Annotated in this window: 19 protein-coding genes, 1 tRNA gene and 1 pseudogene; 8 read left to right on the forward strand and 13 right to left on the reverse strand. The window is 62.2% G+C overall.

The features are described from left to right. Nucleotides 1-13 precede the first annotated feature (13 nt). From prfB to X760_RS45910, 4 genes are all read left to right on the forward strand, one after another. A protein-coding gene (gene prfB, locus X760_RS45895; protein WP_156948021.1) for a peptide chain release factor 2 occupies nucleotides 14-1,145 on the forward strand; the annotation gives its coding sequence in 2 pieces (ribosomal slippage) (nucleotides 14-79 and nucleotides 81-1,145; 1,131 coding nt in all). Nucleotides 1,146-1,618: 473 nt separating this feature from the next. Then, a complete protein-coding gene (locus tag X760_RS45900) occupies nucleotides 1,619-2,005 on the forward strand; it encodes a hypothetical protein (protein ID WP_023717488.1) in 387 nt (128 codons plus the stop codon). A gap of 200 nt (nucleotides 2,006-2,205) precedes the next feature. Beyond that, a complete protein-coding gene (locus X760_RS45905) occupies nucleotides 2,206-2,574 on the forward strand; it encodes a GFA family protein (RefSeq protein WP_023717489.1) in 369 nt (122 codons plus the stop codon). Between the two features lie 174 nt (nucleotides 2,575-2,748). Then, on the forward strand, nucleotides 2,749-3,396 hold the full coding sequence (locus tag X760_RS45910; RefSeq protein ID WP_023717490.1) for an OmpA family protein: 648 nt from the start codon (nucleotides 2,749-2,751) through the stop codon (nucleotides 3,394-3,396). Nucleotides 3,397-3,486: 90 nt separating this feature from the next. Here X760_RS45910 and X760_RS45915 read toward each other — a convergent pair whose 3' ends face one another. Both X760_RS45915 and X760_RS45920 read right to left on the reverse strand, forming a co-directional pair. Further along, nucleotides 3,487-3,759 carry a DUF2798 domain-containing protein gene (locus X760_RS45915; protein WP_023717491.1) on the reverse strand — a complete coding sequence of 91 codons (273 nt, stop codon included), beginning with the start codon at nucleotides 3,757-3,759 and terminating at the stop codon, nucleotides 3,487-3,489. Nucleotides 3,760-3,807: 48 nt separating this feature from the next. After that, nucleotides 3,808-4,692: an NmrA family NAD(P)-binding protein gene (locus X760_RS45920; RefSeq protein ID WP_023717492.1), complete on the reverse strand. Its 885-nt coding sequence runs from the start codon at nucleotides 4,690-4,692 to the stop codon at nucleotides 3,808-3,810. A gap of 81 nt (nucleotides 4,693-4,773) precedes the next feature. Between X760_RS45920 and X760_RS45925 the strand changes: the two genes are divergently transcribed. Together X760_RS45925 and X760_RS45935 are read left to right on the forward strand one after the other, a co-directional pair. Further along, nucleotides 4,774-5,706, forward strand: a complete 933-nt coding sequence (locus X760_RS45925; protein ID WP_245278529.1) for a LysR family transcriptional regulator — start codon at nucleotides 4,774-4,776, stop codon at nucleotides 5,704-5,706. Between the two features lie 444 nt (nucleotides 5,707-6,150). After that, entirely contained in the window at nucleotides 6,151-8,163 is a 2,013-nt protein-coding gene (locus tag X760_RS45935) for a BTAD domain-containing putative transcriptional regulator (protein ID WP_023717495.1), read from the forward strand. 80 nt (nucleotides 8,164-8,243) lie between these two features. Here the strand turns inward: X760_RS45935 and X760_RS45940 are convergent, their stop codons facing one another. The 7 genes and pseudogenes from X760_RS45940 to X760_RS45970 all read right to left on the reverse strand — a co-directional run bounded on the left by X760_RS45940 (nucleotide 8,244) and on the right by X760_RS45970 (nucleotide 15,864). Beyond that, on the reverse strand, nucleotides 8,244-9,839 hold the full coding sequence (locus tag X760_RS45940) for a DEAD/DEAH box helicase (protein WP_031193535.1): 1,596 nt from the start codon (nucleotides 9,837-9,839) through the stop codon (nucleotides 8,244-8,246). A 190-nt stretch (nucleotides 9,840-10,029) separates the two neighbouring features. Continuing rightward, nucleotides 10,030-10,846 (reverse strand): annotated as a pseudogene (locus X760_RS45945) (NAD kinase). A 448-nt stretch (nucleotides 10,847-11,294) separates the two neighbouring features. Continuing rightward, nucleotides 11,295-12,053, reverse strand: a complete 759-nt coding sequence (locus tag X760_RS45950) for an MBL fold metallo-hydrolase (protein ID WP_023717497.1) — start codon at nucleotides 12,051-12,053, stop codon at nucleotides 11,295-11,297. Nucleotides 12,054-12,055: 2 nt separating this feature from the next. Beyond that, on the reverse strand, nucleotides 12,056-13,120 hold the full coding sequence (locus tag X760_RS45955; RefSeq protein ID WP_023717498.1) for an ABC transporter ATP-binding protein: 1,065 nt from the start codon (nucleotides 13,118-13,120) through the stop codon (nucleotides 12,056-12,058). Next, nucleotides 13,117-13,899: an ABC transporter permease gene (locus X760_RS45960; protein ID WP_023717499.1), complete on the reverse strand. Its 783-nt coding sequence runs from the start codon at nucleotides 13,897-13,899 to the stop codon at nucleotides 13,117-13,119. Before X760_RS45960 ends, X760_RS45955 begins: the two co-directional genes overlap by 4 nt. 2 nt (nucleotides 13,900-13,901) lie before the next feature. Continuing rightward, nucleotides 13,902-14,753, reverse strand: a complete 852-nt coding sequence (locus tag X760_RS45965) for an ABC transporter permease (protein ID WP_051409625.1) — start codon at nucleotides 14,751-14,753, stop codon at nucleotides 13,902-13,904. 4 nt (nucleotides 14,754-14,757) lie between these two features. Further along, entirely contained in the window at nucleotides 14,758-15,864 is a 1,107-nt protein-coding gene (locus tag X760_RS45970) for a spermidine/putrescine ABC transporter substrate-binding protein (protein ID WP_031193537.1), read from the reverse strand. A gap of 92 nt (nucleotides 15,865-15,956) precedes the next feature. On the opposite strand from X760_RS45970, the gene X760_RS45975 reads away from it, so the two are divergent. Continuing rightward, a complete protein-coding gene (locus tag X760_RS45975) occupies nucleotides 15,957-16,571 on the forward strand; it encodes a TetR/AcrR family transcriptional regulator (RefSeq protein ID WP_023717502.1) in 615 nt (204 codons plus the stop codon). Nucleotides 16,572-16,577: 6 nt separating this feature from the next. On the opposite strand, the gene X760_RS45980 is transcribed toward X760_RS45975, so the two are convergent. The 4 genes from X760_RS45980 to X760_RS45990 all read right to left on the reverse strand — a co-directional run bounded on the left by X760_RS45980 (nucleotide 16,578) and on the right by X760_RS45990 (nucleotide 18,264). Then, on the reverse strand, nucleotides 16,578-17,216 hold the full coding sequence (locus X760_RS45980) for a cupin domain-containing protein (protein ID WP_023717503.1): 639 nt from the start codon (nucleotides 17,214-17,216) through the stop codon (nucleotides 16,578-16,580). A 107-nt stretch (nucleotides 17,217-17,323) separates the two neighbouring features. After that, complete coding sequence (locus X760_RS74390) at nucleotides 17,324-17,521, reverse strand: hypothetical protein (RefSeq protein ID WP_084641813.1); 198 nt, start codon at nucleotides 17,519-17,521, stop codon at nucleotides 17,324-17,326. A 275-nt stretch (nucleotides 17,522-17,796) separates the two neighbouring features. Continuing rightward, nucleotides 17,797-18,036 carry a hypothetical protein gene (locus X760_RS0137130; RefSeq protein ID WP_031193539.1) on the reverse strand — a complete coding sequence of 80 codons (240 nt, stop codon included), beginning with the start codon at nucleotides 18,034-18,036 and terminating at the stop codon, nucleotides 17,797-17,799. A 152-nt stretch (nucleotides 18,037-18,188) separates the two neighbouring features. Continuing rightward, nucleotides 18,189-18,264 (reverse strand) — tRNA-Thr (locus X760_RS45990). A 156-nt stretch (nucleotides 18,265-18,420) separates the two neighbouring features. Between X760_RS45990 and X760_RS74395 the strand changes: the two genes are divergently transcribed. Further along, the gene (locus X760_RS74395; protein WP_023717505.1) at nucleotides 18,421-18,588 is read left to right on the forward strand and encodes a hypothetical protein; all 168 of its coding nucleotides are present in this window, start codon (nucleotides 18,421-18,423) and stop codon (nucleotides 18,586-18,588) included. Nucleotides 18,589-18,605: the final 17 nt, after the last annotated feature.

Here is an 18,605-nt window from a genome sequence, read left to right on the forward strand (position 1 = left end):
AGAACAGCCAGCCATGCGCGCGGAAACGCAAAATATTGTCGACGAGATCAGGCAGGCGATCACCCTGCTGAGGAGGCATCTTTGACTGGGACCAGGCCATAAAGCGGCTTGAGTACCTGAATGTCCGCGCCGAGGATTCGAGCCTCTGGAACGAGCCGTTGGAAGCGCAAAAGCTGATGCGCGAGCGTCAGGGCCTCGAGGAAGGCATTGCCGCGGTCAAAGGCCTCACCCAGGCTCTGGAAGACAATATCGGCCTGATCGAGCTTGGCGAGGAAGAGGGCGACGAGGGCGTCGTCGCGGAGGCCGAGGCGGCGATCCGCTCGATGCGCGGCGAGGCCAAGGCGCGCCAGATCGAAACGCTGCTGTCGGGCGAGGCGGACGCCAACGATAGCTATCTGGAAGTCCATGCCGGCGCCGGCGGCACCGAAAGCCAGGACTGGGCCTCGATGCTTCTGCGCATGTATACGCGCTGGGCCGAGCGCCGCCGCTTCAAGGTCGAGGTGCTGGAAGTGCATGACGGCGAAGAGGCCGGCATCAAGTCAGCCACGCTGCTGATCAAGGGCCACAACGCCTATGGCTGGCTGAAGACGGAATCCGGCGTGCATCGTCTCGTGCGTATTTCGCCCTACGACAGCAATGCGCGCCGCCACACCTCGTTCGCCAGCGTCTGGGTCTATCCCGTCATCGACGATACGATCGACATCGACGTTTCCGAATCCGACGTCCGCATCGATACGTATCGTTCCTCGGGATCAGGCGGCCAGCACGTCAACACAACCGATTCGGCGGTCCGCATCACCCATCTCGCCACTGGCATCGCGGTTGCCTGCCAGGCGGAGCGCTCCCAGCACAAGAACAAGGCCAAGGCATGGGAAATGCTGCGCTCGCGGCTTTACGAGGAAGAGCTGAAGAAACGCGAAGCGGTGGCGAACGCCACCGAAGCGTCGAAGAGCGATATTGGCTGGGGCCACCAGATACGGTCCTACGTGCTGCAGCCCTATCAGCTGGTGAAAGATCTGCGCACCGGCGTCGAGAGCACCAGCCCGTCGAGCGTGCTCGACGGCGACCTCGACGATTTCATGGAGGCCTCGCTGTCGCAGCGCATCGAGGGTGGCGCCGGAGAAACGGTGGCCGACATCGACTGAAGGCGGGCACCAACCCGGCAATTTCAATCCATCACGCGAGAGTTACGGCCACGGCGCGAGAGTGACGAGTTCTCAGCTTGAACTTACCTGTCGTTCTACAACTTTGTTTTTCATCAGAATTTCCAAAATCGATTTCCGCTTTTGACGCGAATGCTTCGAGCCTGCCGGTGCCGAGCCCGGAACCACTGCGAGCCGAATTCCGTTATTGGCAACCCTCGCTGCCGGGGGTGATCGTACCAGTCTCGTCAACCCGGCCGGCAGGCTGGTTCCGGCCGCAGAGGTCGGCGTTCGGTTTGCGACAGCAATTCCTTGCGCCGACCAAGGAATCAGCCCAGCATCCAAGCGCTGGGGAGGAAAAAAGCATTTATGGCCGGGCGCGGCGTATCTGCGACCTGACGATCCGGCCACTGGGAAGACACGTTCCGGGAACGGGCAAGCGAGATGCTTGACAACCGTTGATAGGAACTGCGCCCATGCCTGCTCTTACAACCAGACCGGCCCATGCCGTTCACACGGCGCGCCGATTTCTGAATTCCCTTGTCGCGGCAGTGGTTTTGATAGCTGCCGCGATGCCATTCGCGGCGCCTGCTCTGGCGCATGATGCCAAGCCGACCGCGGCGATGCCGCAAGGCTGGAGCTATCCGTTCTCCTGCTGCTCGGGCTATGACTGCCGCGAGGTTGCGCCGATATCTATCGGCGAGCGCCCCGAAGGCTATGTCATCAAGGGGACAGGCGAAGTCGTGGCCTATAGCGACAAGCGCATCAAGAATTCGCCCGACGGCGCATATCACTGGTGCTCGGTCGCCGGCGCCAATGACGGAAAGACCATCTGTCTGTTCGTGCCGCCATCGTCCTATTGATGCATGTCGCCCCCAAAAGCTTGCCCTTGGGCTTGACCCGAGGGTGTGCAGGGTTTTTGGGATCGACACGCCCTCGATTGGGTTACAGCACTTTTGAAACTGCGCATTGCAGACGACAGATCTGCTGACGGAGAGTTGTCAGGAGCGTTTCTTTATGGTGCCTTGCCGTAGGGGCGGCGGGCATTGTGAGGGACTAATCCATGACCATCAAGGCAAGCTGCCACTGCAAGGCGACGACGTTCGAGGTTTCGCAAGCGCCGCAGACGGTGACGCGATGCACCTGTTCCTTCTGTTCGAAACGCGGGTCGTTGTGGGCCTATTACACGCCATCGCAATTCAGACTTACCAGCCCGCCCGAGAATGTTTCGTTCTACCGATGGGGATCGAAAACCATAAAACACGGTTTTTGCGCCACCTGCGGCTGCGGCACCTTCACCGAAACGCCGGACTGGTCGACGGGCGAGCCGAATTTCGACAATCCGAAGATCAGCGTGAATTCGCGGCTGTTCGACTATTTCGATCTCGACAAGGTCGAAGTGGTGGTCATCGACGGCAAGAACCTCTGGTAGACGGTCGAATTGCGGTGGTCGCGCGAGCCGCTGGCAGCCGGGTGGAATGAGCCGGGGAAAGCCGCCGCAGCGGCTTTTGCTGGTCCGCTTTTCGCCGCATTTCATGTTACAAGTCGCTGGAAGGGCTGATGCGGTGCGCCATTGCGCGGCCGTGGTATGGAGAGGGACCACCATATGAAAAAGATTGTGCTCGCCGTCGTGGCGACGGCTGTGCTCGTGAGCGCATGCACCACCGATCCCTACACCGGGGAGCAGAAGGTTTCCAACACCGCTGCCGGCGCCGGTCTGGGAGCGTTGGCTGGTGCCGGGCTCGGCATGCTTGCCGGCGGCAACGACCGCCGCAACGCGCTGATCGGCGCCGGGATCGGTGCGCTTGCCGGCGGCGCCATCGGCGCCACCATGGACCAGAACGAGGCCGAACTGCGCCGGCAGCTTGAGGGCACCGGCGTCAGCGTCACCCGCACCGGCGACCAGATCATCCTCAACATGCCGTCCGACATCACTTTCAACGTCGACCAGGATGCGGTGAAGGCTGGGTTCTATCCGGTGCTGAATTCGGTTGCCCTTGTGCTGAAAAAGTTCCGGCAGACCACCGTCGACGTGTTCGGCCACACCGACTCGACCGGCGGCGACGAGCACAATTTCGACCTGTCGCAGCGCCGCGCCCTGGCGGTCGCCAACTATCTGTCCGGGCAGGGCGTCGATTCCCGCCGCTTCGCCGTCACCGGCTTCGGCAAGACGCGTCCGATCGCCTCCAACGCGACCGCTGCCGGCCGGGCTCAGAACCGCCGCGTCGAGATCCAGCTGTCGCCGCTCACCTGAGGCAAGCGCATGAACCGAGAGCGGCTCCGTACGGGGCCGCTCTAATGGTTATGCCGGACCGCCGGCCGCCGGCGCGCTGCGTTTGTGATATCAGGACCGGGCCGGCTGATCGACAATCGCGGCAACGATCCGGCGCACGATCGGAAGCACAATCAGCAGGCTGGGAAACGCAACAAGCCATGAAGCGCCCCATGCATAGCTCCAGGCCGCAATAAACCCGTCCGTCCAGCCTGCGCCGATTGCCGTCGAAACCGCCGAGACAATCGAGGACATCAGAATCGAAAGAACCAACGGCATCACCACCGCGCCGTAGGAGGGCGGCAGCTTTCTCAATTTGAAGGCTCGGTCCGGTGATGCTTGCATCGAAATCTCCTAATCAGAAAGTGTGCGTAAGCGTTATTGTGAGGACGATCAGGCGGCATGTGCCACCGGCAGCGCCAATTCCCGAATGAAGCTTCGCAGCGAACGCGGCTCGCGGCCAAGCGCGGCGCGCAACGCCAGGCTGTTCCCGCCGAGGCCGTATTTGGCGTAGTGGCTGTGTACTTTGGCCAGCATCTGCAACTGCCGGTCGGTATAGGGAAGGCGGGCTTTCGCCGCCCAGTCCTGAAATGTCGGCTCGCCTGCTGAAACCGGCCGGCCAAGCGCCTCGCTCATCATGGCAACGACCTCTTCGCGGCTGTGCATACCGTCGGCGCACAGCTCGAGGGTCGCATAGGACAAACGCGTTTCGGTCAGTGCGATCGCTGCCACTTCAGCCACGTCGCGATAGTCGACGCGGGCCAGCTTCGCCGTCTTTGGAAACGGCTCGGCGAAAACGCCATGCTCGACGATGGACGGCCAGGCCGCCGCGATATTTTGCATGAAATTGGCCGGGTGCAGAATGGTGTATTCCATGTTCGTCGAATAGAGGGCGGCTTCGACCGGTACCTTGCTTGCGTGGTTCTCCAGCCTCGTGTTGGTGGGCTGGATCACCGATGAGAAGACGAATTTCCGAACGCCTGCACGCGCCGCTGCCTCAACCATGGCAACCCCCATGGCGGCTTCGTCGGGAGCAAAGGCCGGTCCGATGTGGAAGACACCGTCGACACCTTCGACGGCCTGTTCAACGCTTTGATGGTTGCGCAGATCCCCGATCGCGATCTCGGTTGCGCCGGCTTTCCGGGCTTTTTCGGCAGCCGCGGCGTCACGAACAAGCGCTCTAACCCTGGCATTGCGGCGGGCGAGTTCAGGCACCACCAAACCGGCAACGCGGCCTGCGGCGCCTACGACCAGGACGGTTGGACTGGGTGTTCGCATGACGATCTCCTTCCCTCGAGTCTGCCTTTCGGCCTGTGCAGGGAAGATAAAATCTAGCGAACTGCGTTACAATTGATCGATGTGGCGATAGTTTATCCCGATTTTCGGGAGAAATACGCGATGAGCCGGATAGATGATTTCGAAGCCTTCATTGCCATTGTCGAGCATGGCAGCCTGACGGCTGCCGCACGCCGGCTGAACCGCTCACTGCAGTCGGTCAGTCGGTCTTTGGCGACATTGGAGGAATCCATCGGGGTCGAGCTTCTGCACAGGACGACGCGCCGCTCGACGCCGAGCGAAGCCGGTGCGGCCTTTTTCCAACGCATCAAGCCCGCCATCGGGGAAATAAACGAAGCCAGGCTTCAGGCGGCCAACCGACGATCCGAGCCGTCCGGCATCCTGCGTGTGAGTGCCCCGGTTCTGTTCGGCCCGGATTTCCTGATGCCGGTCATCGCCGACTATATGCGGACATATCCCCAGGTTGAGGTTGACCTCCAGCTTTCCGATGAATTTGTCGATCTGGATGCCGTGGGTCTCGATCTGGCGGTCCGGATCGGCGATTTGCCGGATTCCAGTCTACGGGCGAAGCGGCTGGGGGCGCTGCGGCGCGTCGTGTTCGGCGCACCTGCCTACTTTCGACAACACGGCCGACCGGCCCATCCGCTTGAATTGCGTGAGCATGAATGCATCGTACGAACCGTTGACGGCCGCCCGGGCGAATGGATGTTTCAGATTGAAGGCAAGCCCCGGCCGGTGAAGGTCGCGGGCACCTTCCGGTCGAATTTGATGATATCGATCTATGCAGCCGCGGTTCACGGCTTGGGTTTGGGCTACTCCCCGCTTTGGCAGGTAAAACACCTGGTGGACGATGGCCGCCTGGAGCTGGTTCTGACCGAATTCGAGCCGGTGCCGGTGCCGATACATGCCGTGTGGCCGGAAGGCAGGTCGTCCTCGGCCAAAGTACGCGCTTTTCTGGACCTGTTGGCATCTCGCCTGGAACTCAGGAACCTTTAGGGCCCAAACCAAACTGAGCGCCGATCTTACCTCATCGATATCAAGTTCGTGATCAGAACTGCCTTGACGGCGTCGGGTGCTGGTTGATGGACCTCCAAATGTCCGATGTCGTTCAGCTGATCGATCGTCAAATCTGCCAGTGCCCTGCGTCTTACGGCGGTCCGCCGCCATCTCGTGAAGACAGCGATCATCATTGCTGCGCTTTTCAAGCCAGACCCAAGCAAGCGTTTGGACATGCCGCGGGCGGCGCGAGTTTCCGTGTGAGCCATTGTTTTGGTCTCCCATTTCGAGTTTGCGGATGGGAGCGTGCCACGCAGGCGTTTTCGGGCTGTTCGGCTGTGTGTGAACAATTGGGAGGAGTCCGACGATCCGCCGTTAAATCGGTGTTAAATCGATCCACCGAGATGCTATTCTGTCGCTGCGGTCGAAGTCTGGAGACGATTTGTGCGCATCCGGTTGCTTGGTGGCCTGGAGGTTACTTCCCCGGAGCGCCGGCCCGTCCGGTTCGCCACACGCAAGACTTCGCTTCTTTTTGCTGCTCTGGTTCTCGCAGGCCGCCGCGGCCATCGTCGCGAGCAGCTTTCCGAAGCCTTTTGGCCGGGGCGAAGCAATGGTCAGGCCCGCAATAGTTTGCGTCAGGCGCTGGTCGACATCAGGCGCACGTTCCCCGCCAGCTCGGATGCAACCATCTACATCGATGGGGATCAGGAAACCGTCGCGCTTATTGCCGGTCCGGATGAGGCGGACATCTCGATCTTCGACCGGAAGCTGGAGGAGGGCCGGACCACTGATCTCGCCTTCGCCGCCGATCTGTACCGCGGTGAGCTGCTTGCCGGGCAAGCCATTCCTGACGAACTGGACGAGTGGTTCAGACCTTATCTGAGCAAGTATCAGCGCAAAGCGCTGCAGTTGGTCGATCGGCTGAGCCTGGCGCTGCCCGCACCCGGCTCAGCGGAAGAGACGGCCTGCGAAGGGCTCGCGGAGAGATTGCTCGCCCCGGATCCGACGGCGGAGGCGGCCCATCGGGCGCTGATCCGCATCCACGCTCATCGAGGTCACGAAAACGCCGCCTTACGCCAGTTCGAGCTGTGTCGGGCAGCTTTGAAAAAACATCTGGATGCAGAGCCTGAGGAGCAGACAAGCTCGCTGGCGGCTTCTCTGCAGTCCCGTGAACGACCTGAACGTCCGCGGCCGGAGCCAAGCTCCGGCGTCGCATCACTGGCGCAGGTTCTGGCGGCCCCGACGAGGCGCGACGACCACCCATCGATAGCGGTGCTGCCGTTTCAGAATCTAAGCGGTGATATGGAGCAGGAATATTTTGCCGACGGTATGGTGGAAGACATTGTCACGGCCTTGGCTCACTTTCGTCACCTGTTCGTAGTCGCACGGAATTCGAGCTTCACCTACAGGGGACGGTCCGTAGACATAGAGCAGGTCGGGCGTGAGCTGGGCGTGCGCTATGTGGTCGAGGGAAGTGTTCGCCGGGCTGGCGACCGCCTGCGCATCGCCGGGCAGCTCATCGACACCTCGACAGGGGCCTATCTCTGGGCCGACCGTTTTGACGGAGCGCTCGCCGAAGTCTTCGATCTGCAGGACCAGGTCGCCTCGAGCATTGTCGGCGCAATCACACCGAAAATGGAGGAGGCTGAGATCGAGCGTGCCAAACGCAAACCGACTGAAAGCCTCGACGCCTATGACTACTATCTCCGCGGGCTGGCGGCCTTTGACCGGACGATCACTAGTAGGTCGGCCATTGACGATGCCTTGCGCCTCTTCATGAAGGCGATCGACGGTGACCCGGAGTTTGCCGCAGCCTATGCGCGGGCGGCGCGGTGCTATGCTACCCGAAAAAGCAACGGCTGGATGGTCGACCGCGCGAAAGAGAATGCCGAGGCTACTCGACTGGCCAGGAGAGCGGTCGAACTCGGAAGGGACGATGCGATTGCGCTTTCCTTCGGTGGATACGTGCTCGGCTACGTAGGTGGCGACCTTGACGACAGTGCGGCTTGCATCGATCGCGCGCTCGTTCTCAACCCGAATCTAGCGGCCGCGTGGGGCCTAAGCAGCTGGGTCAGGGCTTGCTTTGGCGAGCCAGGCAAGGCCGTCGAGCACGCCGCGCTTGCCATGCGCCTAAGCCCATTGGATCCACGCCTGTTCGCTTGGCAATTCAACACCGGGCTCGCTCATTTTTGTGCCGGCCACTACGATGACGCCGCCACTTGGGCGGGAAAGTCGCTGCGGTACCAACCGAACTACGTGAGCGCGATGCGTGTAGTGGCGGCGAGTCATGCCCTTGCGGGGCGCCTGTCGGAAGCGCAGCAGATGATGGCCCGGGTCTGCGAGCTCGATCCCTCGCTGCGGCTTTCGAATCTTGCCGAGGTGCTGCCGCCGTTTTATCGACCGGACGATCGCAGCAGGTACATCGAAGGCCTTCGCAAGGCGGGCCTGCCGGACTAACGCCATCTCAGCGTGAGGCGAGGCCGTCTTATGCCGGCTTCGTGCTTCGCGCGTCGGCGGGACGCGCGAGCGCTGTGGTATCAGACCTTGGCGACGATCCGCATGAAGGCCGGCATGTCGTCGCCGAAGCCCACGGTCGCGTCATTGTCTTCCTGGCGCTGACGGGCAGGGCGCTCGCGCTGTGGCCTGGTATCGCCGCGTTCCGGCGCGCGCCGCTCGCTGCGATCGGGCGAAGCCTTCCGTTCAGGTGAAGCTTGGCGCTCGCTGTTTTCCGAGCGGATCGCCTCTTTGCGGGTACGCCGCTCGCCGATGTCGGCGACCGCGGCTTCGGCCACGACCGGCTGTTCCTCGCTTACCGCTTCCGGCGCCGTTTCCTCGCCACGTTTGGCGTGGCGTTCACGCGGCTTGCGCTCGCCCCTGTCCTTGGCGTCGTCCTTGCGCCCGGCGCGGCGTGGCGCACCACGGCCACGGCGGGGGGCCTCATCCTCGCCGCCTTCGCTGACGACGACCGTCGACAGGTCGCCGTCATGCCACTCGATCTTGGTGCCGATCAGCCGTTCGATGGCGTCGATGTATTTGGTGTCCGATTTGGTCGCGATGGTGAAGGATTTGCCGGAGCGTCCGGCGCGGCCGGTACGGCCGATGCGGTGGACATAATCCTCGGCGTGGATCGGCACGTCGTAGTTGAAGACATGGCTGACGTCGGGAATGTCGAGGCCGCGCGCCGCGACGTCCGAAGCAACGAGATAGCGCAGCTTGCCGTCACGGAAATTGGCCAGCATCTGCATGCGCGCGCGCTGGTCCATGTCGCCGTGCAGGGCGCCGGCGTCGAAATCATATTTCAGCAGCGAGCGGAACAGCTCCGACACCTCGACCTTGCGGTTGCAGAAGATGATGGCGTTCTTCAGCTCGGCATCCTCGGCCTTCATCAGATTGCGCAGCGTCTCGCGCTTGTCCCAAGGCTTTGGCCCGGATTTCACCAGCCGCTGGATGATGTTGGTGGCGGCCGATGCAGCCTTCGACACTTCGACGCGCACCGGCGCGTGCAGGAACTTCTCGGTGAGCTTGGTGATCTCCGGCGGCATCGTCGCTGAGAAGAACAGCGTCTGCCTGGTGAACGGGATCATCTCGCAGATGCGCTCGATGTCGGGGATGAAGCCCATGTCGAGCATGCGGTCGGCCTCGTCGATGACGAGGATCTCGACGCCATTGAGCAGGAGCTTGCCGCGCTCGCGATGGTCGAGCAGGCGGCCGGGAGTCGCGATCAGCACGTCGGCGCCGCGCTCGAGCTTCTTGTCCTGCTCGTCGAAGGACACGCCGCCGATCAGCAGCGCGATGTTGAGCTTGTGGTTCTTGCCGTATTTGACGAAGTTTTCCTCGACCTGCGCGGCTAGCTCGCGCGTCGGCTCGAGGATCAGCGTACGCGGCATGCGGGCGCGGGCGCGGCCCTTTTCCAGCCGGGTGAGCATCGGCAGGACGAAGGACGCCGTCTTGCCGGTGCCGGTCTGGGCAATGCCCAGCACGTCCTTGCCGAGCAAGGCGTGCGGGATAGCACCAGCCTGGATCGGCGTCGGCTCGGTGTAGCCGGCATCGGTAACTGCGGAAAGGACCTTCGGCGACAGGCCGAGGTCTGCGAAGGTCAACGCTTCTTGAGCGATCTGGGTGTCTGAGGACAAGTTTGGCTGTCTTTGGCTGGTTCGGGGGCGCAACATAGGCAGTCGCGGCAAGCGCCGCGCGCCTGCAAGATTGGTATTGCAGGTAGGCGCAAGCCTACGATTTGTCAACACAAACGGGCGGCATTGGCGCGATTGTGAAGTCGTAACCTTAATCGCGATGCTTAATTTGCGCAGTGGCTGCTGCGCCGGCTCAGTAGCGGAACTGTTCGGCGAGAATGCGCTCGTTCCACGAATGGTTGGGATCGAACAGCAGCGTCGCCGTCGCCGTCGGCGATTCCCTCACCGTGACCGTCGTCACCGCCTTGACCTCGGTGTGGTCGGCGGCGGCATTCACCGGCCGCTTTTCCGGCTCCAGAATGTCGAAACGCACGATCGCCTTGTTGGACAGCAGCGCGCCGCGCCAGCGGCGCGGACGAAACGGGCTGACCGGGGTCAGTGCCAGCAGCGGAGCGTCGAGCGGCAGGATCGGCCCGTGCGCCGACAGATTATACGCGGTCGAGCCGGCCGGCGTCGCAATCATCACGCCGTCGCAGTGCAATTCCTCCAGCCGCTCTTGCCCATCCACGGTGATGCGGATCTTGGCCGTCTGGTAGGATTGGCGCCAAAGCGCGACCTCGTTGATCGCCAGCGCCGAAATCGTCTCACCCTCCGCCGTCACCGCCTGCATCTCCAGCGGACGGATCGTTTCGGCGACCGCAGCCGCGATGCGCCCGGTCAAGCCGCTGGCGCGGTATTCGTTCATCAGGAAACCGATGGTGCCACGGTTCATGCCGTAGACCTTCTTTCCCGTGCTCATCGTGTCGCGCAAGGTCTGCAGCAGGANTCTTTCCCGTGCTCATCGTCTCGCGCAGGGTCTGTAGCAGAAAGCCGTCGCCACCGAGCGCCACGACGATTCCGGCATCCTCGACGGATGCCTGGCCGTAGCGTGCCGAAAGGCTTTCCAGCGCTGCATTGGCGTCGGCTGTACCGGATGAGACGAAGGCGAAACGGCTGGCGGTTTTGCTCATGGCTCTCAACGACAACCGATTGGCAACGACCGATTGGTGGCGACCGGTTGCGGGGTCGCGCCAGCGCCGGGTTAGCATGGGCGGGCATTTCTGCAAAGGGAGGGAGGTGTCTTGAGATGGCGGCCAAACAGGCGCGCTCGCGCATCATGTCGGGGGACAAAATGATGTGATGGTTAAGACCTGCCTTAAACTCTCGTAAAGCCGTATCGATCATGTTAGCCGGCAGTGGATGGGCGGCGTGGGGCTAACCAGTCGAGGCCGATCTATTGCCGCTGGCACGCTTGATTATCGTCTTCCTGATGCTGGCAAGTTTTGCCCTGGCTTTCGCGGAACTGGTGCGTCAGTCGGAGGAAAAGAGTTTTAGACCCGAGCCCACGGCCTCACGCTGCGGCGACGCGGCGGGCACACCCTGCCCGCAAAGGGCGCTTTGACGCTACAACGCTAGTCCCTATCGGGCGAGCAGATGGCAGCCGGCCTGGCGCTTCTGCGCGAGATACTCGTCGACAAGCTGGCGATAGCGGATTTTGCCGAAGCTCGGGAAATGGCCGCCATGCACGACCGAGACATCGAGATCGCGCATGCGCAGCAGCGTTTCGACATAGTCGTCGATATCGGAGTGATAGACATCGTCGATCAGCGGGCCGTCATAGATGATGTCGCCGGAAAACAGGATGCCCGTCCTGTTTTCGTAGAGCGCAATGCCGCCGGGTGAATGGCCGGGCGTATGGATGACCTCGAAGGTACGGTCGCCAAGATCGACGATGTCGCCTTGTTCGAGCAACCGGCCGGCTGGTGCGGGTAGGATCCGGTAGCGATTCGTGTCCCAGCCTTGCGGCATGCCGTCGAACATCTCCTCGGTGGCATAGCGGTCGGCAACCGTCCATTCGTTGCGCGGGTCGGCGAGGATCTCGGCCTCGGCCGGGTGCACGCAGCGGTCGGGAAATTCGTGATGGCAGCCGATATGGTCGAAATGCGTGTGGCTGGCCACGCAGGTGAGCTTGCGTTCCGTGACCAGCGGTACGTGGCGGCGCAGGCTGAAATGGCCGAGGCCCGTGTCAAACAGCAGGTCGCGGTCGCGGCCCCGCACATGCCAGATGTTGCAGCGGAAGAACGGCTTGATCCACGGCTCGTGGATCAGCGTCACGCCATCGCCCATGCGGATGCTTTCGTACCAGTGGCCGGCGTCGATGATTGGAAGCGTGCTCATGTTCAGTCCGCAAGCAGGATGACGTCGCCAGCATCGCACGATACGGCGACAACGTCGCCCGGCTGGACGGCCGATGCGGAGGGGACCTTGGCGATGAAGTGCAACGCCGGGTCGGTCGTGGAGGTTCCCAGCACGCGCTTGAAGCTACCCTGGAAGACGACGTCGCTGACCTTGGCCATGCCAAGCGCTACAGGGCCGCTGGCAGCGCCGAGGACAAGATGCTCAGGCCGGACGGCCAGCGCAACCGTCGAGCCGGCCGGCAATGTGCCAGCCAGCGAGAGCGACCCAAGCTTCGTGGTGACGGTGATTTTGCCGCTCTTCGCCTCGGTCACCGTTCCGGAAATCAGCGTGCTTTCGCCCATGAAGGTCGCGGAAAAGCGCGTCGCCGGCCGTGCATAGACGCGCTCTGGTGGCCCTTCATCCTCGATGCGCCCGTCATTCATCACCACGCAATGGTCGGCCAGCGCCATCGCCTCTTCCTGGTCGTGGGTGACGTGGATGAAGGCGGTGCCGACACGCTTCTGGATCGCCTTCAACTCGTCCTGCATCTGCCGGCGCAATTTGAGGTCGAGCGCACCGAGCGGCTCGTCGAGCAGGAGCACCGCCGGCTCGACCACCAGGGCGCGCGCCAGTGCCACGCGCTGCCGCTGCCCGCCGGAAAGCTGGTGCGGCTTCTTGTCGAAGGCGGTGGCGAGGCCAACCAGCGCCAGCGCCTCGCGCGCCCTTGCTGCCCGGGTTGCGCCATTGACACCCTGCATGCGCAGGCCGAAGCCGACATTGCTGCCGACGCTCATATGTGGGAACAGCGCATAGTCCTGGAACACGGTCGTCGTCGGCCGCTTCGCCGGTGGTACTGCGGTGCAGTCCTCGCCGCGGATCAGCACCTTGCCTTCGCTCGGCATGACGAAGCCGCCGAGAATGGACAAAAGCGTCGTCTTGCCGGAGCCGGACGGCCCAAGCAGGATCGTGTAGCTGCCCGGCTCGATCGTCAGCGAGACGTTCTTCAGCACCGTGTGCTGGCCGAAGCGATGCGAGACAGAGCTTATATCGACCAGTGGCGCCGTCATGCCGGCTTCCTCCGCAACAGCATCAGTTCGAACAATACCACCAACACGATGGAGACGGCGAAGACCAGCGAGCCGACGGCGTTGGTCTTGGGATTGAGACCGGAGCGCAGCAGGTTCCAGATCTCGACAGGCAGCGTCGTGTCGAAGCGCGTCAACAGGAACGAGATGACGAATTCGTCCCAGGAGAAGGTCATCGACAGGAAGAAACCGGCGAAGATCGCCGGCGCCATCACAGGCACGGTGATCAGCAGCAGCACCTTCCATTCGGGCGCGCCGAGGTCGCGCGCGGCGCGCTCGATATTGATCTGGTGGTCGCCCATCTGACTGTAGACGATGGCAAAGCACAGCGGCAGGTTGATCACGACATGGCCGATGCCGGCGGCAAGAAGCGACTTCGGCACGCCGGCCCAGTTGAACAGCACCAGCAGCCCCATGCCGATGATGAGATAGCTGACGGTCAGTGGCAGCGTGATCAGTCCACGCATCAGGCCCGAGCCCGGCAAGGCGAAGCGTGCAAAACCCCAGGCCGAGAGAAAGCCGAGCGTGACGGCGACAGCCGAAGAGAGGACGGCAACCAGCAGCGAGTTGACCAGCGCCGAGGTGAGCCGCGTATCGGCGAGCACGGCCTCGTACCAGCGCAGCGACGGCCCGGTGAAGGGCGGGATCGGAAACGACGTCGCCTGCAGCGAAAACAGTATCAGCACAACCACCGGCAGGAAGATGAAGCCGTAGATGGCGATGGCGTAAAGGCCGGAGACGAGGCGGATGAGAGCGCGCATGGTCAAGCCCGCTCGATCTTCAGCCAGCGGGCGCAGGCGAGATAGGCGATGGTGACGACCGCCATCAGGATGATCGACAGCGCCGAGGCGAGCGGAAAGTCGCCGCGCCGGCCGATCTGCATCATGACGAGCTGCGGCATCAACAGCTCATTGTTGCCGCCGAGGATCTGCGGTGTGATGTAGTCGCCGATGCACAGCACAAAGGTGAGGAAGGCGCCGACCATGATGCCAGGCAGCGTCAGCGGCAGAACGACATGCAGGAATGTCCGGATCGGCCCGGCGCCGAGGTCGGCTGCGGCCTTGCGGTAGCTGGGGCTGAGCTGCTTCAGATTGGCGAAGATCGTCAGCGTCAACAGCATGACGAAGAAATGCACGAAGCCGGTGACGGTCGCTAGCCGCGTATTGGCAAGCTGCAGCGGTTCGCTGAACAGCCCGGAGCCGGTCAACGCGCGGTTGACGACGCCGTTCTGCGCCAGCACCAGCAGCCACGAATAGGAACGCACGACATAGGAGGTCCAGAACGGCAGCACCGCCAGCATCAGCGCCAGCCGCTGCCAGCGCTCCGGCACCTGCTCGGCCAGGATCCAGGCGAAGGGATAGGCAAGCAGCACCGAGATCACGGTGACGATGGCCGTGACCTGCAGCGAATTCACCATCGCCTGCCAGTAGGATGGATTGGCAAAAAACTGGCTGTAGTTGGATAGCGTGAAGCCGCCGCCTTCATGCGCCGTCAGGCTGGATACCGCCATGGCGACGAAGGGCAGCACGAAGAACAGCAGCGTCCAGCCGAGCGCCGGCGTGACCAGCGCCCAGGGTAGGGCACGCCCGCTGCTGGCGGAGTTCACGACCGGCAGCCGGTCATTGCGCCTGCAGCATTTCGGTCCAGACGTCCTGCATCTTCTTGTCGAGATCGGCATTCGGCGCCGGATAGGATTGCGCGCGGGCGAGGAATTCCTCCTGCTCGTCGAAGCGCAGGATCTTCTTCTGCTCGTCGCTCAGCGCCGCCTTGGTGTTGGCCGGCATGCCCCAATAGCAGGACGAGGTGGCGAGCCGCGCCTGGCCTTCGGGGCTCATAATGTACTGGATGAATTTAAGTGCCAGGTTCTTGTTCTTGGAATCCTTGAACATTGCCAGCGACTGCGACCACAGCACGGCGCCTTCCTTCGGGATCGAGAAGTCGAGCGCCGGGTTTTCCTTGGCCAGCCCCGCCGTCACCCATTCGCCACCTCCGACCAGTATGTCGACCTCGCCGGTCGCCAGCGCTGTCTGGCTGGCGGTCACTTCGCCGACCAGCTTGGCATTGGCCTTCATTTTGAGCAGCTGTTCCTTGATGGCGGGAAGGTCGGCTTCGGTCAGTTCCGCCGTCTTCTTGCCGATCGCCAGGGCGGCCATGCCGATGACCGGCAGGTAATAGTCGTAGATGGCGATCTTGCCTTTGTATTTATCGCCGGTCAGCGCCGCCATCGACTGCATGTCGGCCGGGTCGACTTTGGTCTTGTTGTAGCCGATCGTGTTGTACCCGAACTTTTCGGTGATGCCGTAGCGCTTGCCGTCGACCACGGTGGAGCTATCCATCTTCACCTGCGGAAACAGGTCGGCCAGCGGCAGCTTGTCTTCCGGCAGTGGCTCGAACAGGCCTTTTTCGACGCCGCGCGGTATGTCGATGCTGTCGATCACCATCACGTCCCAATCGCCGGGCTGCGATTGTTCGACGATCGCCAGGCCAGCGCCGGTGCCTTCGAACTCCTTGACATTGACCCTGACGCCGTTGGCCTCCTCGAAAGGCTGCAACAGCGCCGGATCGGCGTGATCGCACCAGATCAGCGCGTTGAGGTCCTGCGCCTGAGCGAGGCTGCCCGTCGCCAGCAGCAGTGCCGCCGCGGCACATGCGCTGTGGAGATGGCTCTTCAGAACCGAAATCGTATTCCTGGTAGTTGGATTGGGGGTCTTTGGATTGATGGACATCGAGTGTTCTCCCTTGCCTTTTTTGGCTTGTGGCAAAAAATTGAACCAATTCTAAAATTGAGTCAATTCTGTTTTTGTGGCAAACAGCCGCTATGAGCGGATTGCGGGCAAGGCAGAAGGCGGATCGGCACCGCCGCATCATCGAGGCGGCGGCGGCGCTTTTCCGCGATGCCGGTTATGAAGGCGCCAAGATCGAGACGATTGCCGCGCAGGCTGAAGTCTCGGTCGGCACGATCTACAATTATTACCAGAACAAGGGCGACATCCTCGGCGCCATCGTTTCGATGGAGGTCAACGAAGTGCTCAATGCCGGGCGCGGCGTGGTGGCCAACCCGCCGGCCAATGTCGGCGACGCGCTGGACACACTGCTCGGCATCTATATCGAGCATTCGCTGCATTATCTCAGCAAGGAGATGTGGCGACAGGCGATGGCGATCTCGACGCAACTGCCGGACAGCCCGTTCGGCCAGGCCTATACCGCGCTCGACCGGGCACTGACCGAGCAGATCCGTGCGCTGATCGCCCGCCTGCAGGCGCTCGGCCTGGTGCGCCGCGACATCGATGGACACGCCTTGGGCGAACTGGTGTTCAACAACATGAACATGATGTTCATCGAGTTCGTGAAGCGCGACGGGGCGAGGATGGCCGAACTGCGCACTGCGATACGGCGGCAGAATAGGATATTGGTGGCGGCGATTGGGGTTTGACTGCAGTCACCCAGCCGAAAGACCTGCCCGAGCGAGGGCTTCGGGCGCCGGCGTGACGTGCCCGTGCGGCTTGCAATAGCCGGGGTCGATCGCGCGATAGCCGAGCAGATGGCCGAGTGGCGCCAGGATCCCCAGCGCCACTCGCTGAATCGCAGGTGGCGGGTGCGTGAAGACGATAACGTCGGCAAATTCCCTGGCGATGACCGCCGCCTGAAGCGGCGAAGGCCTGCCTTTTTTGTCCACCTTGCCGGCATTGGCCAGGCCGAAGAGCATGCCAATCAGCAGCTCGAAACGGTTCGGGTCGATATCGTCCGCACCCGGCGCCCGGTCGACTTCGACCAGGACATGCGCTTCTTCGGTTTTGCTGCTGTTCCACCAATCATGTGCGACGCCTGCTTCGATCGCGGCGGATTGGCCAGGCCCCAGAGACAAAGTCTTCCCGGCGATGCAAGCATCGAGCCGGCCGCCGAGGACGGTAAACCGTTCCGTCAGGTTCGGGTGGAAGTGCTCGCCCACCACTGCGGCTCCCGGCCGAGCGGTCAGATGGGCGATGCCTGGCCCATCTCCGCGGTCTTCCGTGCCACGCAGGATGACAGCATATTCGCCGGTCACCTTGTTCTCGTAGACATCTCCACAGCGTGACATGGATCAGCTCGTGGGTTCATAGCATCAGCGCCGCCAACTATACGGTTGAAGGCATGGTGCTTCAACGCCTACAGGCGCCGACGTTCTGTTAACACAGGCGCGACGCCCTACCGAACATGCTTTGGAGGCCGCGCTCGCGGAAACGGCACGACCGTCAGCGGCGCCTTGCGGAATTCTGCGATGGCTATTTCTTCAATCAGCGCGTCGAGGGCCTCGTTGACGCGCCGGCTCGTTTCATCCGCGCCGCAGAGGCGGTTTTGTGCGCACTCCAAAAGCTCGCGCGCCGCGGCGAAATCGCTTCGCATGACAACACCCTTTGGTTTTTGGCCCGCCGCACCGACATTGTCGGCGCGCTTAATTGAGCGAGTGCTAATATACACAGGAGCAATTTAATCGAATGGTACGAGATGGCCGAGGCCGGGAGAGCGGGCCGAAATGACGGCTCTGCAACGGCGAAGACACGCCCGGGCTCAGCGTTTCCAGATATGAGATGCTAGCTCGTTGTCTGGCGACAGATTTTGCCAGCAATTTCACGGAAGTTTCTGGTGACCCGACGAGGACGGTCCCGACACGTACGCCCCTAGTACGATCTTGGGCGGCTTAGATATTCTCTGGCGGCGGCAATCTGGCGTCGATGCTCGCGGAGGAAAGCCGCGCCGAAACAAATCGCAAAGGCCAGTACGGAAAGGCTTGTCGTTGCTCTTGATGCTGGATCGGGATCGGGACTTATCAGGAAACGGAAACCAAGCGCGAAGGCGAAGACGATAAGGCCGCCAAACATACCGTTGATGAAGGGGGCGGTCGTGCGTTTCTGCTCCAACGAAGACTCCTAGGTTTTCCGCTAGGGAACTATGGTTTCCGCTAGGGAATATATGCGTTGAAGCTGATGTGCTACCGATCTGACGGCCCCGGCCTGTGGATATCGGGGACGAGCAGATATCAAGCGCCCCCGAGGTCTCAAGAAGCCCGCACTGGTGCCCCCGGACGGAATCGAACCGCCGACCTTCGGTTTACAAAACCGCTGCTCTACCAGCTGAGCTACAAGGGCACGGCGCTCGGGTTAGCATATTTGCTGCGCCAGTAAAGACAAAACTCCGTTTTCGGCTGCCGCGACCGCGCCGGTTCTGCCGCCAGGGCGTCCTGAAAACGGCCAATTCGCTTCCTATATTGACCGAAGGTGCAATCGCATCAGCGAGGCTGTCGCATGATCAGGTTTGTCATCATTCTCCCGCTCGTCGTCGTGGCCTGGGTTCTCCTGGTGAAGCTCGTCAGGGATCTGAAGCGCGCCAATATCGACTGGACCGGCGTCACCACCATCATCGGCTTCATCGCGCTCGCCTTCTGGCTTCGCCATATCACCGGCATGGGCTGAGGTCTGCCGATTGTTCC

The sequence above is a fragment of the Mesorhizobium sp. LSHC420B00 genome, from assembly GCF_000503055.1.
In the GTDB taxonomy this organism is placed as follows: Bacteria; Pseudomonadota; Alphaproteobacteria; order Rhizobiales; family Rhizobiaceae; genus Mesorhizobium.